Origin of the sequence: Nocardiopsis prasina DSM 43845, assembly GCF_000341265.1 — a bacterium.
Taxonomy (GTDB): domain Bacteria; phylum Actinomycetota; class Actinomycetes; order Streptosporangiales; family Streptosporangiaceae; genus Nocardiopsis; species Nocardiopsis prasina.
Window position 1 is genome coordinate 60,058 of sequence record NZ_ANAE01000208.1, and the last position, 15,228, is coordinate 75,285.

15 protein-coding genes are annotated in these 15,228 nt (G+C 72.0%); 11 read left to right on the plus strand and 4 right to left on the minus strand.

The window, feature by feature from the left end:
- Positions 1-100: 100 nt before the first annotated feature.
- The 4 genes from D452_RS30125 to D452_RS0125735 all read left to right on the plus strand — a co-directional run bounded on the left by D452_RS30125 (position 101) and on the right by D452_RS0125735 (position 3,819).
- Complete coding sequence (locus D452_RS30125; RefSeq protein WP_017547008.1) at positions 101-271, plus strand: hypothetical protein; 171 nt, start codon at positions 101-103, stop codon at positions 269-271.
- Between the two features lie 138 nt (positions 272-409).
- Positions 410-1,612 (plus strand): anhydro-N-acetylmuramic acid kinase, encoded by a 1,203-nt coding sequence (locus tag D452_RS0125725; RefSeq protein WP_017547009.1) that lies wholly within the window; start codon positions 410-412, stop codon positions 1,610-1,612.
- A gap of 44 nt (positions 1,613-1,656) precedes the next feature.
- Positions 1,657-3,165 carry a sodium:solute symporter gene (locus tag D452_RS0125730; protein ID WP_017547010.1) on the plus strand — a complete coding sequence of 503 codons (1,509 nt, stop codon included), beginning with the start codon at positions 1,657-1,659 and terminating at the stop codon, positions 3,163-3,165.
- 27 nt (positions 3,166-3,192) lie between these two features.
- A complete protein-coding gene (locus D452_RS0125735; protein WP_017547011.1) occupies positions 3,193-3,819 on the plus strand; it encodes a TetR/AcrR family transcriptional regulator in 627 nt (208 codons plus the stop codon).
- A 55-nt stretch (positions 3,820-3,874) separates the two neighbouring features.
- Here the strand turns inward: D452_RS0125735 and D452_RS0125740 are convergent, their stop codons facing one another.
- The 3 genes from D452_RS0125740 to soxR form a co-directional block, all read right to left on the minus strand.
- Positions 3,875-4,954 (minus strand): RNA ligase (ATP), encoded by a 1,080-nt coding sequence (locus D452_RS0125740; protein ID WP_017547012.1) that lies wholly within the window; start codon positions 4,952-4,954, stop codon positions 3,875-3,877.
- Between the two features lie 113 nt (positions 4,955-5,067).
- Positions 5,068-5,460: a RidA family protein gene (locus D452_RS0125745; RefSeq protein ID WP_017547013.1), complete on the minus strand. Its 393-nt coding sequence runs from the start codon at positions 5,458-5,460 to the stop codon at positions 5,068-5,070.
- Positions 5,461-5,569: 109 nt separating this feature from the next.
- Positions 5,570-6,019: a redox-sensitive transcriptional activator SoxR gene (gene soxR, locus D452_RS0125750; protein WP_017547014.1), complete on the minus strand. Its 450-nt coding sequence runs from the start codon at positions 6,017-6,019 to the stop codon at positions 5,570-5,572.
- Positions 6,020-6,110: 91 nt separating this feature from the next.
- Between soxR and D452_RS0125755 the strand changes: the two genes are divergently transcribed.
- The 3 genes from D452_RS0125755 to D452_RS0125765 are packed head-to-tail and all read left to right on the plus strand — an operon-like array spanning position 6,111 to position 9,126.
- Complete coding sequence (locus D452_RS0125755) at positions 6,111-6,743, plus strand: DsbA family oxidoreductase (protein ID WP_017547015.1); 633 nt, start codon at positions 6,111-6,113, stop codon at positions 6,741-6,743.
- Positions 6,740-7,681 (plus strand): alcohol dehydrogenase catalytic domain-containing protein, encoded by a 942-nt coding sequence (locus tag D452_RS0125760; protein ID WP_017547016.1) that lies wholly within the window; start codon positions 6,740-6,742, stop codon positions 7,679-7,681. The genes D452_RS0125755 and D452_RS0125760 overlap by 4 nt, the downstream gene beginning before the upstream one ends.
- On the plus strand, positions 7,678-9,126 hold the full coding sequence (locus D452_RS0125765; RefSeq protein ID WP_017547017.1) for an MFS transporter: 1,449 nt from the start codon (positions 7,678-7,680) through the stop codon (positions 9,124-9,126). Before D452_RS0125760 ends, D452_RS0125765 begins: the two co-directional genes overlap by 4 nt.
- A 66-nt stretch (positions 9,127-9,192) precedes the next feature.
- On the opposite strand, the gene D452_RS0125770 is transcribed toward D452_RS0125765, so the two are convergent.
- Complete coding sequence (locus D452_RS0125770; RefSeq protein WP_017547018.1) at positions 9,193-10,131, minus strand: TauD/TfdA dioxygenase family protein; 939 nt, start codon at positions 10,129-10,131, stop codon at positions 9,193-9,195.
- A 371-nt stretch (positions 10,132-10,502) separates the two neighbouring features.
- On the opposite strand from D452_RS0125770, the gene D452_RS0125775 reads away from it, so the two are divergent.
- The 4 genes from D452_RS0125775 (at position 10,503) to D452_RS0125790 (ending at position 15,201) form a co-directional block, all read left to right on the plus strand.
- Positions 10,503-11,498, plus strand: coding sequence for an ABC transporter substrate-binding protein (locus D452_RS0125775; protein WP_017547019.1), 996 nt, complete (start codon positions 10,503-10,505; stop codon positions 11,496-11,498).
- Between the two features lie 187 nt (positions 11,499-11,685).
- Positions 11,686-12,636 (plus strand): GNAT family N-acetyltransferase, encoded by a 951-nt coding sequence (locus D452_RS0125780; RefSeq protein WP_017547020.1) that lies wholly within the window; start codon positions 11,686-11,688, stop codon positions 12,634-12,636.
- 115 nt (positions 12,637-12,751) lie between these two features.
- On the plus strand, positions 12,752-13,318 hold the full coding sequence (locus tag D452_RS0125785) for a type I-E CRISPR-associated protein Cas6/Cse3/CasE (RefSeq protein ID WP_017547021.1): 567 nt from the start codon (positions 12,752-12,754) through the stop codon (positions 13,316-13,318).
- Between the two features lie 239 nt (positions 13,319-13,557).
- On the plus strand, positions 13,558-15,201 hold the full coding sequence (locus tag D452_RS0125790; RefSeq protein WP_017547022.1) for a glycoside hydrolase family 10 protein: 1,644 nt from the start codon (positions 13,558-13,560) through the stop codon (positions 15,199-15,201).
- Positions 15,202-15,228: the final 27 nt, after the last annotated feature.

Consider the following 15,228-nt stretch of genomic DNA (forward strand, 5'->3'; position numbering starts at 1 on the left):
CTGACCACGCCCGTGGCCAGGGCGGGTTCTCGGCGGTTCACGCGACGGATCAGGGGTACACCCCCACCAAGCCAGTGCCCGCACGCCCCCTGGAGGCACAGTGTTCGCCACCGTCGCCGCAGTGCTGTTCGGCATCGCCGTCCTCTTCGAGATCCTCGGTCTGAACATCGAGGGGATCGTGACGACGACCACCCTCGCCCTGACCGGACTGCTCTTCCTCGCCCTGCACCTGGCCGGGTTCGGGAGCAGCTCACCCCGCAGACGCCGCTGAGCCGCCGGGTCCGGCCCGGACGGAGCTCCCCGTCCGGGCCGGACGGAGGCCCCCGCCCGGGTGACGGGACGGGGCGCGCGGGGTACCTTCCTCGGACGGGCTCCCGCCCGCCCCCTGCACCCCTGCCTCAGGAGCCGCATGATCGTCATCGGTGTGTCCTCCGGGACCTCGGCGGACGGGATCGACGTCGCCGCCGCCCGCCTCGAACTGGAGGAGGACGGTTCCCTGCTCCGGCTGGCCCCCCTGGGGTTCGGCACCACCCCCTACTCCGACTCCCTGCGCGAGGCGATCCGTGGCGCCCTGCCGCCCGCCGCCACCACGATGGAGACCGTCTGCCAGCTGGACACCCGGATCGGCCAGGAGTTCGCGGCGGCGGTACGGAACGGGATCGAGGAGTTCGCGGACGGCCGCGCCGACCTGGTCGCCTCGCACGGCCAGACCCTCTTCCACTGGGCGGACGGCAACTCCGTGCTCGGCACCCTCCAGCTCGGCCAGCCCGCCTGGATCACCGAGGCCACCGGGCTGCCCGTGGTGTCGGACCTGCGGGTGGCGGACGTGGCCGCCGGAGGCCAGGGCGCACCGCTGGCGAGCACCCTGGACCTGCTGCTGCTCGGCGGCCGCGCGGAGCCGACCGCCGCGCTCAACCTCGGCGGCATCGCCAACGTGACAGTGGTCCGTGACGGACTGCCGCCCCGGGCGTTCGACACCGGGCCCGCCAACGCGCTGGTCGACGCCGCCATGCGCCTGGTCACGGACGGGCGGGCCGACCTCGACGCGGACGGCGCCCTGGCCCGGACCGGCCGCCCCGACCCCGAACTGCTGGAACGCCTGCTGGCCGAGCCCTACTACCGGTTGCCCGCACCCAAGACCACCGGGCTGGAGCTGTTCGGTCCCGGCTACCTGGAGGCGGCGCTCGGGCACGTCGGCCGCGCCTCGGACGGGGGCCGCCTCTCCGACGGCGACCTGCTCGCCACCCTGGTGGAGCTCACCGCGGTCACGGTCGCCGACGCCCTGGAACCGTTCGGAGTGACCGAGGTGCTCGCCTCCGGCGGCGGCACCCGCAACCCCGTGCTGATGGAGCGGCTGGCCGCGCGCCTGTCCCCCGCGCGGCTGGACTCCTCGGAGCGGGTCGGCCTGGACGGCGACGCCAAGGAGGCGTACCTGTTCGCGCTGATCGGGTTCCTGAGCTGGCACGGACTGGCCGGATCGGTCCCGGACTGCACCGGCGCCCTCCGGGCCCCGGTGGCCGGGCGGATCACCCCGGGCACCCGGCCGTTGCGCCTGCCCGAGCCCGCGGCCACCGCCCCGCGCCGCCTGTACGTGGAGGCGTCGGGCGGCTGAGCCCCCGTGGCCGAAGCCCCGCTGGAGACTCCCCGGAGGACGCAGTGCAGACCATCGACCTCGTCGTCATCGCGGTGTACCTGCTGGCCTCGACCTGGCTGGGACTGCGACTGTCCGGGCGCCAGCGCGACGTCAGGGACTACTTCATCGGCAACCGGCAGCTGCCCTGGTGGGCGGTGTGCCTGTCGGTGGTGGCCACCGAGACCAGCGCCCTGACCGTGATCAGCGTCCCCGGGGTGGCCTACCTCGGCAACGTCACGTTCCTCCAGGTGGCGGTCGGATACCTGATCGGGCGGGTGGTCGTCGCCTTCCTCCTGCTCCCCCGCTACTACCGGGGCGAGATGACCACCGCCTACGCCTACCTGGGGCTCCGGTTCGGGAGGGGCATGCAGGGCACCGCCGCGGTCACGTTCCTGTTCACCCGGCTGCTCGCCGACGGGGTGCGGCTGTTCGCGGCGGCCATCCCCATGAAGATCATCCTGGACTCCCTCGGGCTGGACACCTCGTACTTCGTGATCGTGGCGGTCCTGGGCGTGGTGACGATCCTCTACACCCTCGTCGGCGGGATCAGGGCCGTGGTCTGGGTCGACGTGCTCCAGATGGGTGTGTACGTGGTGGGCGGCGTGGTCTCCCTCGTCGTCATCGCCACCAGCCTGGACGTGAACTTCCTCGCGGTGGCGGCCGACGCCGGGAAGACCCAGTTCCTGGACTTCACCTCGAACCCGGTCTCGGCGCCCTACGCCACGATCACGGCCCTGGTGGGCGGGGCCCTGCTGTCCACGGCCTCGCACGGCGCCGACCAGATCATCGTGCAGCGGCTGCTGGGCTGCCGAAGCCTGCGGGACGCGCAGAAGGCGGTGATCGTCAGCGGGGTGGTGGTCTTCGTCCAGTTCGCACTGTTTCTCACCGTGGGACTGGCGCTGTACTCGTACTTCGAGGCCGCGTCGGTGGCGGGACTCGGACTCAACTCCTCCGACGAGCTCTTCCCGGTGTTCATCGTCGAGGGACTGCCACCCGGGTTGGCGGGACTGCTGCTGGCCGGGATCATGGCGGCGGCGATGAGCACGCTCTCCTCGTCGCTGTCGGCGCTGTCCTCCTCGACCATGGCCGACCTCTACCAGCAGTTCTCCCGACGCACGCTGCCCGACGCCCAGGCGCTGCGGCTGAGCCGGCTGTTCACCCTGGGCTGGGGGCTGGTGTTCGTCGGGGTCGCGGCGTTCTTCACCGGTACCGACAACCCGGTCGTCGAACTGGGGCTCTCCGTGGCCAGCCTGACCTACGGTGGGCTGCTGGGCGCGTTCTTCCTGGGGCTGTGGGTGCGCCGGGCCCGCCAGAGGGACGCGATCCTCGCCTTCTCCGTGGCGGTGGCGACCATGTCCTGGCTGTTCCTCTTCCAGCCCGGGCTGATCGGGTTCACCTGGTACACGGCGATCGGTACGGGCATCGTGCTGGGGCTCGGCTACCTGCTGTCGCGCCGCCACCCGGACGACTCCCCCTCGGCGGACGCCGGAGCGCCGGACACCCCCGGAGAGGCCGTGGACACACCCCGGTGACCAGGCCGACCGGCCTAGAATAGGACCATGCAGACGGAGAACGGTCCGGTCGGGCGGAAGCGTGCGTCGTTCATCGAGCGGGCGCGACGCGAACAGGTCGTGGAGGCGGCCACCGAGACCGTCGCGCGGTTCGGTTACGCCCACACCTCCCTGGCGCGGATCGCCGAGCGGGCGGGGATCAGCAAGAGCGTGATCTCGTACCACTTCGAGGGCAAGGACGAACTCATGGTCCTGGTCGCGGAGCGGTTCATCGAGGCGGCCACGGAGCGCCTCACCGCGGGGGTTGGAGCGCAGACCACCGCGTCCGGCCAGGTCAGCGCGTGGATCAGCAGCCAGGTCGAGTACTACGCCGCGCACCGGACCGGGTTCCTCGCCATGAGCGACATCATCGTGAACCACCGCTCGCCGGACGGCACCAGCCCCTTCAGCGGCCCCCTCGAAGAGGAGGTCGAGGAGCTGGCGGGGATCCTCCGCCGGGGACAGCGCGAGGGCGAGTTCCGGGAGTTCGACCCCCGGAGCACCGCCAACATCATCCTGCGCAGTACCGACGGGCTGATCAGCTCGTGGGTCATGGACGAGGGCGTGGACCTCACGAGTCAGCTGGTGACCCTGCTCGACTTCGTCCACCACGCCATACGCGGGGACGACCGGTGAACCCGGGGCCCCGCCCCGGAGACCGGGGCCCCGAAGACGCCTGACCCGGTCACGGCTACTCGAACTCGGTGCCGCCCCCACGGGTGAGGTAGGCGTCGGAGACGAACTTGGCGATCGCCCGGCCGCCCAGGACCCGCGAGTAGCGGTCCCTCGAGGGCCGCACGACCAGGCCCTCACGCAGGTGGAGGTCGGACCCGCTCCAGGTCTCCGCGCCGTCGGCGGCGGCGAACAGCGCGGACTCGTCGTAGGGGCCCTCGTACAGCACCGGCGCCGAGGGCAGGTCCACCTCGGCGAGCAGGGCGGGCAGGTCGGCGGCGTCGATCCACCGACGGACGCCGTCCACGTCCAGCCGGACGTCGAACACCGCGTAGCCGGGCCGCTCACCGCGACCGGTCTCGCCGTAGGCGAGGTCCTGCACACCCGCGCCGAACGCCTCTCCGAACACGCCCACCCGGGTGGCTCCCAAGCGCTCCGCGAGGGCGCGGGCGGCTTTGCCCACCTCGTGCGTGATCACGGCCCTCCAGTAGAGGTTGGCCTCCGAGCGCACCAGCGCCAGGCTCTTCGCCCCCTGGCCCTTGGAGGAGACGAACTCCTCCCCGGATTCGGCGACCAGGGTGTAGAGGCAGGCAGATCCGTGGATCTTCTCTGTGGCGACGACGGGCTCGCCCGGTTCGAACACGTCCGGGTGGCGCTTGATGTTCTCGACCTCGATCCACCGCAGCAGGTCGGGGGCGGGCTCCATGTCGCCGCTCATGTGCAGCGGGACCTCCGGCACCCACTTGGTGACGCCCAGCTCGGCCGCGAAGTCGGTCCCCGCCTCGGGCTCGGTGGGCAGGTCGCGGTCGGCGAGCAGGGAGGGACGGCAGACGATGCCCTGGGAGAGCTCGCCCCGCAGCCGGATCGGCCGCACCCGGTTCCTCCCGGCCCCCGCGAGCCTGCCGGTCAGCCCCAGCTCGGCGACGAGTTCCTCGGGCAGGAGGGCGTTCTCCGGGACGTAGACCGCCCAGTCGCCGGTGCGGTAGGCACCCTTGGGGACGACCGCGTGGAACAGCCCCACCCGAGCCAGCTCCAGTGCGTCGGCGTCGGGGTGCGGGAGGATCGTGAGCCGCTCGGCGGTGACCCGGAGGGTGGACATGTCGCTCCCTGTAGTGGGGGGTGCGGGCGTGAGTGCCCGATGTCCGAGTCAGTGTGTCCGAGGCCCCCGGAAGCCACAACGCCTTTTCACGGGGGCCTTCCGCGTTCGACCGGTCAGCTGGCGGCGAAGGCCTCCAGTTCCACGAGGAGTTCGGGGCGGCCCAGGCGGGTGACCTCGGCGCAGGCCCCGGGCGGTCGGACGTCTAAGACACCGAGGCGCTCCGCCATCATCTCTCCCGCCTCGGCGAAGAAGGCGTCGATGTCGGTGACGTAGGTGTTCATACGGACCACGTCGGCCAGGCTCATCCCCGCTCCGCGCAGCACCGTCGCGACGTTGTCGAGGGCCGTCGCCGTCTGGGCGGACATGTCGCCGGGGTGCAACGACTCCCCCGTGGCGGAGACGGAGCACTGTCCGCTGACGAAGAGCAGGCGCTGGTGTCCCTCGATGAGGCCCCCCTGGTCCATGCCCTCCGGGTAGGTCCAGGGATTGATCGTGGTGCGTCGCATGGCGGGGCCCTTCCGTCAGGTTGGTGACGGGCGCAACGCTAGGACCCCAACCGGAGTCGAGGTCAACCGCCGCTCCGAGCCCGACCCCGGGACGGGTCGCTGGAGGTGGTCAGGGGAAGCGCCGGGGCCCAGGGCCCTCCAGGCCCAGGACGTCCTCCGGGTTGGAGTAGGGACAGGCCACCAGGGACAGGCATCCGCAGCCGATGCAGTTGGAGAACCGGTCCCGCAGGGCGGTCAGCTCCTCGATCCGCCGGGTCAGGTCGTCGTGCCACTGACGTGAGATCCGCGCCCAGTCGCGCTTGGTCGGCAGACCATCCTCCGGAAGCTGGTCGATGGCCTCCTTGATCCGTTCCAGGGACAGGCCGAGGCGCTGGGCCGTGCGGATGAACGCGATGGTCCGGAGGGTGTCCCTGCGGTACTCGCGCCGGTTGCCCGCGGTCCGGCGACTGCTGATCAGGCCGAGGCTCTCGTAGTAGTGCAGGGCGGACACCGCTACCCCCGCCCTGCTGGCCACCTGCCCGGGCTTCAACCAGGTGACCTTGGGGTCCAGCTTCGGCATCGGGCTCCTCCACCAGGCGGGTTGACATCAAGTGAACTTGATGAAGTGGACTCTACGCGACCGACTCGGGCGAGGAAATCGGAGCGTGCACATGTCCGCGATCACGGTGTGGGGCGACATCAGGTGCCCCTGGTGCTGGATGGGGCGGCGACGGCTGGCCGCCGCGCTGGAACGGGTGGAACGTGAGGTGACAGTGGTGCACCGGAGTTTCCTGCTGGAGCCGGAGGGGCCTCAGTCCCGGGACCGAACGGTGCGCACGGCGGCGCTGAACTCGTGGGGTGTGAGCGCCGAGCGGTGGGAGGCCACCCGGCTCCGGGTGGCCGACGCGGGCCGCGCCGACGGGCTGGCCATCGACATGGACGGGGTTCTGAGCATCGACTCCCGGCCCGCCCACCGGCTGGTCAAGCTCGCGGTCGCCCGGGGGATCACCCCGGACCGCGCGTGGGACCGCGCCTTCTCGGGGCACCTGGAACGCCACGAGGACCTGGCGGACCCCGCGACGCTGCGCGGGATCGGGACCGAGCTCGGGCTCGACGGTTCGGAGGTGGACTCCCTGTTGGGCTCCGACCGGTACGCGGACGAGGTCGAGGACGACCACAGGGCCGCCGTGGCACTGGGGGTCGGCGCGGTCCCGGCCTTCCTGTACGAGGAGCGCTTGCTGAGCGGGGCCCGGAGCGTCGACGAACTGGTGGACCTCCTGAACGGCGCGGAGGCCGTGCGATGAGCGCCGCGATGCGGGCGGCCGCCATCGACTCCTTCGGGCCCGCCGAGAACCTGACCGTGCGGGAGGTTCCACGGCCCGTGGCGGGCCCGGGTGAGGTGGTGGTCCGGGTGAGGGTCGCGGGTGTCCAGCTGACGGACGCCGCGATCCGGGGCGGCTGGACCCCACCGGGCGCGAGCATCGACTTCCCGCAGGTCCTCGGCAACGAGTTCGCCGGGACCGTGAGCGCCGTCGGCCCCGGCGCACGGGGGTTCTCCGTGGGTGACGGGGTGGCCGGGTTCCGGGTGCTCGGCTGCTACGCCGAGTACGTGAACGTGCCCGCCGATCAGGTCGCGCACGTGCCGCCGGGGGTGTCGTGGCTGACCGCCGGGACCCTGTCCGCGTCGGGGCAGACCGCGCACACCGCCCTGGAGCGGCTGGACGTGCGCGGGGGCCAGACCCTGCTGGTGCACGGTGCGGCGGGCGGAGTGGGCACGGTGGCGGTGCAGTTGGCCGTGGCTCGCGGAGCCCGGGTGGTGGGCACGGCGAGCGCGGCCAACCACGAGTACGTGCGCTCCCTGGGCGCGGTGCCCGTGGAGTACGGTGCGGGACAGCTCGGGCGTGTCCGCGCGGCCGCACCCCAGGGGGTGGACGCGGCCCTCGACGCGGCCGGGCACGACAACCTGCTGACCTCGGTGGAACTGGTCGGGGACCGGAGCCGGATCGGCACGATCGTCGACGCCGGTCTGGCCGGAGCACTGGGCTGCCGGTGGATCACCAGTGACCGGTCGGCGGCTCGGCTGCGCGAGCTGCTCGACCTGTGCGCGAGCGGGGAACTGACCGTGACGGTCCGGCGGGCCCTGCCGCTGGGCGAGGCGTGGCGCGCCCACCTGGACGTGGAGACCGGCCACGGTCGGGGCAAGGTCGCTCTACTCGTCGGGAGCGGGGGCGGGACCCCGTGACCTCCGGACGAGGCCGGGCGCCCTCGGCTCGTGCCCCCGCCGCCCCCGACCGGCTCTGGGCCCCCGGTTCCCGGCTCCTGGTGGTCGGGGTGTTCGGGCTGATGACCTTCGTCGCCTTCGAGGTCTTCGCCGTCACCACCGCCCTGCCCGTGGTCGCCCGTGACCTGGGCGCCGAGCGGTGGTACTCGCTGGCCTTCGCGGCGACGATGACCACCGGGCTCGTGGGCATGACCCTCGGAGGTACGTGGGCGGACCGGAGCGGACCACTGCGGCCGCTGGTGTTCGGCGGCGCGGCGTTCCTCCTGGGGCTCGCGCTGTGCGTGGCCGCGCCCACGATGGGGGTCTTCGTGGCCGGACGACTGCTCCAGGGGATCGGCGGCGGGATCGACTCCGTGGTCCTGTACGTGGTCATCGCGCGGTCCGTGCGCGAGGAACTGCGGCCGCGCATGTTCGGATCGCTGACCCTGGCGTGGCTGCTGCCGTCGGTCGTGGGGCCGCTGGTCTCCGGGCTCCTGGTACAGGCGGTGCACTGGCGGGTGGTGTTCGCGCTGGTTCTGGTCGGGTCAGCGGTGTCACTGGTGATGCTGGTGGGGGTGGCGCGCCGGGCCGGGAAGGGGCACGGCGGTGGTTCGCCGTTCGACCCGCGCCTGGTCTGGGCGGGGGTCGCGGCGGCCGCACTGCTGGGGCTGCACCTGTCGGGCCAGCAGGCCGCGTCCGCCCTGGTGGCGGGGACGGTGGCCAGTACCGCCGTTCTGGCGGCGGCGGCCGTGCGGCTCCTCCCACCGGGCACCCTGCGCGCCCGGGCCGGGATCCCCCGGCTGGTGCTGCTCCGTGCCCTGATGGGTGGGGCGGTGTCGGCCACCGACATCTATCTGCCGCCCTACCTCCAGTACGAACTCGGCTACGCGCCCGCCGTCTCCGGTCTCGTGGTGGCGGTGGGGGCGCTGGGTTGGGCGGGCGGCGCCTGGTGGCAGGGACGGTCCGCGGGGGACCCGCACCGCCCCGAACCGCTGTACCTCGCGGCCGCGCTCGTGGTGTGCGGCCCGCTGGGGGCGGCCCTGGTGGTGGGCGGGCTGCTGCCCGTCGCGGCGGCCGCCGCCTGCTGCGTCGTGATGGGGGTCGGCATGGGGATCGCCATGCCGCGCGTCAGTTCGACGGTGATGACCCTCTCCCCGGTGAAGCTCCAGGGCCGCAACGGGTCGGCCCTCCAGATCGCGGAGTCCGTCGTGACCTCCGCCCTGGTCGCCGTCGCCGGGGCCGTCCTGACCGCCTCGTCGCTCGGCGGGTACCTGCCCGTCTACGCGCTGGTCGGGGCCGTGGCGCTGGCCGCCCTCGGCGTCACCCTCACCCTGCGCCCGGTCCGCGGCCCCGTGGACGGGCCGAGCGGGGAGGAGGGCGGAGCGCCACCCCATGGGGGCGGGGACGGTGTTGAGGGCTCCCGGTGAGGTTCCGCCCGAGGGGCGGGCCCCGGAATGACCGGGGCCCGTGCTGGGTCAGGAGGCCGTGCGGGGTCAGAAGGGGCGGTCGCCCACGATCGCGACGCGCTCGGCCACGCGGGGGTGCGGGTGGTAGTCGTTCACCGCGTAGTGCTGGGTGGCGCGGTTGTCCCAGAAGGCGACCGAGTCGCGCTCCCACCGGAAGCGCACCTGGAACTCGGGAGTGTGCGCCTGCTGGAAGAGGTAGCGCAGCAGCTCGTCGCTCTCCGCCTTCTCCATCCCGACGATCCGGGTGGTGAAGGAGACGTTGACGAAGAGGGTGCGTCGCCCGGTCTCGGGGTGCACGCGGACCACGGGGTGCTCGACGGGCGGGAAGCGGTCCTGCCACTCCAGCAGGCGGTCCTCGTCCAGGAACCGGACGAAGCCGGGGATCACGTCGTGCACCGCGGTGCGCCCCTCGATGCGCTCCTTGACCTCCTGGGGCAGGTTGTCGTACGCGGCGGCCATGTCCGCCCACATGGTGTCGCCGCCGACCGGCGGGACCTCCACCAGGCGCAGGATGGCGCCGAGGGCGGGCGCCTCACGCCAGGTGACGTCGGTGTGCCAGACGTTCTCGTAGCTGGGCGGGGCCTCGCCCTTGGCGAACCGGGCGATGTGCGCGTCGTCGCCCTGCTCGATGAACGGGTTGGTCTCCAGCTCCCCCCACAGGCGGGCGATCTCCTGTTGGCGGGCGGAGTCGATGGGCTGGTCGCGGAAGAAGATCACCTTGAACTCCAGGAGCGCGCGGTTGAGCTCGTCGCGCAGCTCCTCACCGATCTCGTCCCGGAGGTCGATCCCGTGGATCTCCGCTCCGATGAGCGCCCCGAGCGGCCGGACCTCGAACAGTTCGTAGGGGCGGGAGACGGCGCCCTCGGGGAGGCGGCTCAGCGTGCGGGGGCCCTCGACGAGGGCCGTGTCCACTGCGGAACTCTCCCGGAGGGTCCGGGTGGCGGTGGAGTCGGCGGTCAGGGTCATTTTTCCTGCCTTTCTGGTCGGAAATAACGACAAAGCGGATCGTCGGCTGTGGAGCATGGTGGGTGATCACGGAAAGCGCTGGTCAACCCCTACCCGGCGGGAGGGGGATCGACGCACCGGACGTCACGGGCCAGCGGCCCGGAGGGTCAACGGCGGGGAGGGGAACCCAGGCGGCCACGGCGCAGGATCAGGCCCGGCGTTCCGCGGCGGGCCCGCGCGGACCGGCGGGCGGTCGGGCGGCTCTGCAAGGGGGTTCCCATAGGAGCGAGGGTGAGGCACCGGGGGCCGCCCTGTCAACCACCCCGAACCCCTACACACGTGACCAGCAGGGATAAAGTAGCCCCCGCCGCACCCTTGCTGAACGGAGTCCCATGTCCCCCGGTCTCGCCCCGCGCGCACTCGCGTGTGCCCTGGTCCTTCTCGTTCCCCTCACCGCGTGCGGAACCGCCGACGACCCCTCCGAGAACGGGGCCGCTCCCCAGTCCGCCGAGGGCGCGTTCCCCGTGACCGTGGAGCACGAGTTCGGCAGCACCACCATCGAGGAGGAACCCGCCCGGGTGGTCACCCTCGGTGTCACGGACGCCGACGCGGTCCTGGCCCTGGACCTCGTGCCCGTCGGCAACACCGGCTACTCGTTCTACGAGTCCGGTCTCGGCCCGTGGACCGACGAACTGGTCGGCGACGCGGAGCTGACCCGGATCGACTCCGACTCCGAGCCCAACGTCGAGCAGATCGCCAACCTCGCCCCCGACCTCATCGTCGGCGTCTCCGCGGGGTTCGACGAGGCCACCTACGAGACCCTGTCCCAGATCGCGCCCGTGGTCGCCCGGCCGGAGGGCGTGGCCGCCTACACCGTGCCCCGGGACGAGGCCACACAGATCATCGCCACCGCCCTCGGGCGCCCCGAGGAGGGCGCCGCCCTCAACGCCGCCACTGACGAGCTCTTCGAGCAGGCGCGCGCCGAGTACCCCGGGTTCGAGGGCCTCGACGGGACCGCCGTCCTGCCCTACGACGGCAAGTACGGTGCCTACCTGCCCGGTGACGCCCGCGGCCGGTTCCTCATGTCGCTGGGGTTCACCATCCCCGAGCCGATCAGCGAGCGGGACAGCGGGGACGACTTCTTCGTGGAGCTGTCCACTGAACGGGTCGACCTGCTCGACGGCGACCTGCTGCTGGTGATGAGCGACGACGCGGACTTCGACATCACCGAGGGCGCAAGCGTGTTCGAGTCGCTCGACGTGGTGCGCGAGGACGCCGTCGTCACCACCTCTCTGGACGAGCGCGGCGCGGTCACCTACAACTCCGTGCTGTCAGTGCCCTACGCGCTGGAGCACCTGGCACCGCGCATCGGCGAGGCCGTCTCCTAGAGGTCGTTAATTCGCGTGCGGCGCGGCGCCTGGTCCGATAGGAAGGGGGCCCGGCACCGTGCCGGCACCACGTCAAGGAAAGGGAGGGATAACGCGATGAAGACTTCCGCCACCCTCACCGCGCCCGAGTCCATCCGACCAGCGGAGCACCGCTGACCCCTCGGGCGCCCTCCCACCGGAGCGTGCCTTGACCACCGAGAACGACCGCTTCACCCTGCGCCCGATCACCGGGCGCGCGGAGCTGGACCTCTTCAACCGGCTCCCCTACACCCTCAACCACGAGTTCGCCGACGACCTCGACGCCGGACGACGGCGTCCCGACTGGATGTGGGTCGCCCTGCGCGGCGACCGTTTGGTCGCCCGAGCCGCGTGGTGGGGTTCCCCGGACGACGACGCTCCCTTCCTGCTGGACGTCCTCGACGTCCACGACGAGGACGGCCGTCCCGGCCGCGTGGACGACCTCGAACGGCTCCTGCGCACCGCGACGGCCCGGGTCGTTCCCCCGGGCCAGTCCCCGCCGAACCACGTCCGCTACGTCCCCCTCGACTGGCGTACGCGCCCCGAGGCGGGACGGCCGGTCCGGGATCGGCTGACCGCCCTGGAACGGAACGGCGCGCGCCTGCTCGTGGAACGGGTCCGCCTGGAGTGGCACCCCGGAACCCCGGTCCCGCCGCCGAGCGGGCGCCTCCGGTTCCGCCGGGTGCGGGACACCGAGGAGCTCCTCGGTCTGATGACCCGTGTCCTGGACGGCACCCTGGACGAACACAGCCGAGTCAACCTGGCCCGGACGACCCCGCGCGAGGAGGCCGAGCGCATGTTCGCGGACGAGCTGGCCCGCTACACCAGCCCCCGGGACTGGTGGCGGATCGCGACCCTGCCCGACGGGACTCCCGTCGGCTTCGTCACGCCCGCGCGCAACGAGTACAACCCCGTGATCGGCTACCTCGCCATCGTGCCCGAGCACCGGGGCAACGGGTACATCGACGACGTGCTCGCCGAGGGCACGCGCATCCTCGCCGACCTGGGGGTCCCGCGGATCCGCGCCGCGACGGACCTGCACAACACACCGATGGTCGACTCCTTCCTGCGGACGGGGTACGTCGACACCGAACGGGTCCTCCACACGACCTGGGACTGATCCGGGAGGCCTGAGGGGCGGGCTGACCAGCGGCCCGCCCCTCGTAGGCTGGAGTCCCTGGGCGCGTCACCGCGCCCGCGACCCGCCACCACGGCACGACCCGGATCGGATCTCCTTGTACCTGTCCCGCATCAGTCTCAACCCCCAGCGCAGCGCCGGAATGGACCAGTGGGCGGTGATGAGCAAGGCCGTACAGAGGGCCCTCGCCCCCGCCCCCGGCACCGAGGCCCGGGTGCTCTGGACGCGCCTCTCCCCCACCATGCTGGTGGTCAGCTCCGACACCGCCCCCGCCTGGGGCAAGATCCCCGGCGCGGTCTCGGCCTCGATCCAGCCGATGACCCGGCACGTGGAGGGTGAGACCGTACGTTGGGAGCTGGTCACGGCGCCGACCGCTCAGCGCGAGGTGGCACCCTCCGAAGAGGGCGGGAAGCCGCGCAGCAAGAAGGTCGCGCTGCCGGAGGAGGAATTCGAGGCGTGGCTGGACCTGAAGCTGGGTGAGGCCCTCCAGGTGACGGCGGCGGAGTGGAAGCGCCTGGGTGGGCGGCCCGCCCGCCACCACTTCACCGGGGAGGCCGTGGTCCGGGACAGCGAGGCACTCCAGGAGCTGGCGTTGAACGGCGTCGGCGGGGGCACCGCCACCGGCGCGGGCCTGCTCCTCACTTCCCCGCTGGAGACCCCCTAGCGCGTCGGCGGGGGCCGAGGTGTCGGCGAGCGACTCCGGAAACCCCCATAGCGGGATTTCCACGAATCAGTTCGCATTTCATCCATCTGTCGCAAACTCGCGTAGGAGTGTTGCAATCGGCGGGCAAATCATGAAGGTTTTCTCCTAAGCCCGAGCTGACCGTCGCACACGGGCACCGGAGCGCCCGACGGGGGCGTGCCGTGTCCCCGGCCGTGCGGCGCAAGCCTGAAGGAGCAACCTTGGCGTACCCGAACCGGAACCGGCCCTCCACCCACCACGAGACCTCGGCTCCGTTCCCCCGCACCGCCGCACCACGCACCCGCCCACGGACCGCGCTCTTCGCGGGAGCCCTCGCCACGGCGCTGACCACGGCCCTGGTCCACGCCCCGCAGGCCGCCGCCGCGCCGGAGCCGGCGAACCAGCCGCCCTGCGAGAACGCCCCCGAAGCACCGCCCAAACACCAGATGCGGGCCGAGTGGATCGCCGGGGTGCAGAACATCGACTGGCCCACGTCGCAGGGCCAGACCCCGGAACGGCAGCAGGCCGACCTGACCGACCTGTACGACGAGGCCGTGGACAATGGACTCAACGCGGTGTTCGTGCAGATCAGACCCACCGCCGACGCCTTCTGGCCGTCACCGTACGAACCCTGGTCCGAGTGGCTCACCGGTGAGCAGGGCGGCGACCCGGGGTACGACCCGCTGGAGTTCGCGGTCGAGGAGGCGCACGCCCGCAATCTGGAGTTCCACGCCTGGTACAACCCGTACCGCGTGGCCATGCACGACGACGTCAACGCCCTGGTCGAGGACCACCCCGCCCGCCAGAACCCCGACTGGGTGTTCGAGTACGGCGGGAAGCTGTACTACGACCCGGGGGTCCCCGAGGCCCGCGAGTTCGTGATCGAGGCGATGATGCACTCGGTCGAGAACTACGACCTCGACGGTGTGCACTTCGACGACTACTTCTACCCGTACCCGGTCTCGGGCGAGGTGATCCCGGACGCGGACACCTACGCCGAGCACGGGAGCGGGTTCGACGACATCGGGGACTGGCGGCGCGACAACGTCGACCTCATGGTGCGGGGCATGAGCGAGGCGGTGAACGACGTCAAACCGTACGTGAAGTTCGGCATCAGCCCGTTCGGCATCTGGCGCAACTCCGGCACCGACCCCAACGGCTCGGACACCAACGGCTCCCAGTCCTACGACAACCAGTTCGCCGACAGCCGCAAGTGGGTGCTGGAGGGCTGGCTCGACTACATCAACCCGCAGATCTACTGGGAGATCGGTCTGCCCGTCGCGGACTACTCCGTCCTCGTCCCCTGGTGGGAGGAGGTCGCGGAGGGCACCGGCACCCACCTGTACGTCGGGCAGGCCGCCTACAAGGTGGGCAACGCGGGCGCCTGGCAGGACCCGAACGAGCTCTCCTCGCACCTGGACCTCAACCGCGACCACCCCGGCGTCCAGGGGGACGTGTACTTCAGCGCCACCTCGCTGCGCACCAACGCGCGCCAGGCCATGGAGATCGTGGTCGAGGACCACTACTCCAGCCCGGCGCTGGTCCCGGTCAAGGAGGACCTCGGCGGGACCGTCCCGGCTCCGCCGAGAGTGACCGCGAACGGTGAGGGCGCCCTGGAGATCGCGCCCGGCCCGGGTGAGGCGCCCGCGTACTACGCGGTGTACGCCTTCGACGGCCAGCCCGCCAGGGGCCAGGCCCCCTGCGGGATCGAGGACCCGCGCGCCATGCTCGGCACCGTGCGGGCGGGCGACGACGGTACCGCGACGTTCACGGTGCCCCGGGCCGCGGACACCACGTACTACGTGACCGCCGTGCACCGGCTGCACCACGAGAGCCGAGCGAGCAAACCGGAGTACCTGCCCTAGGTGTACTGATCATGGAGGTTGGTAACA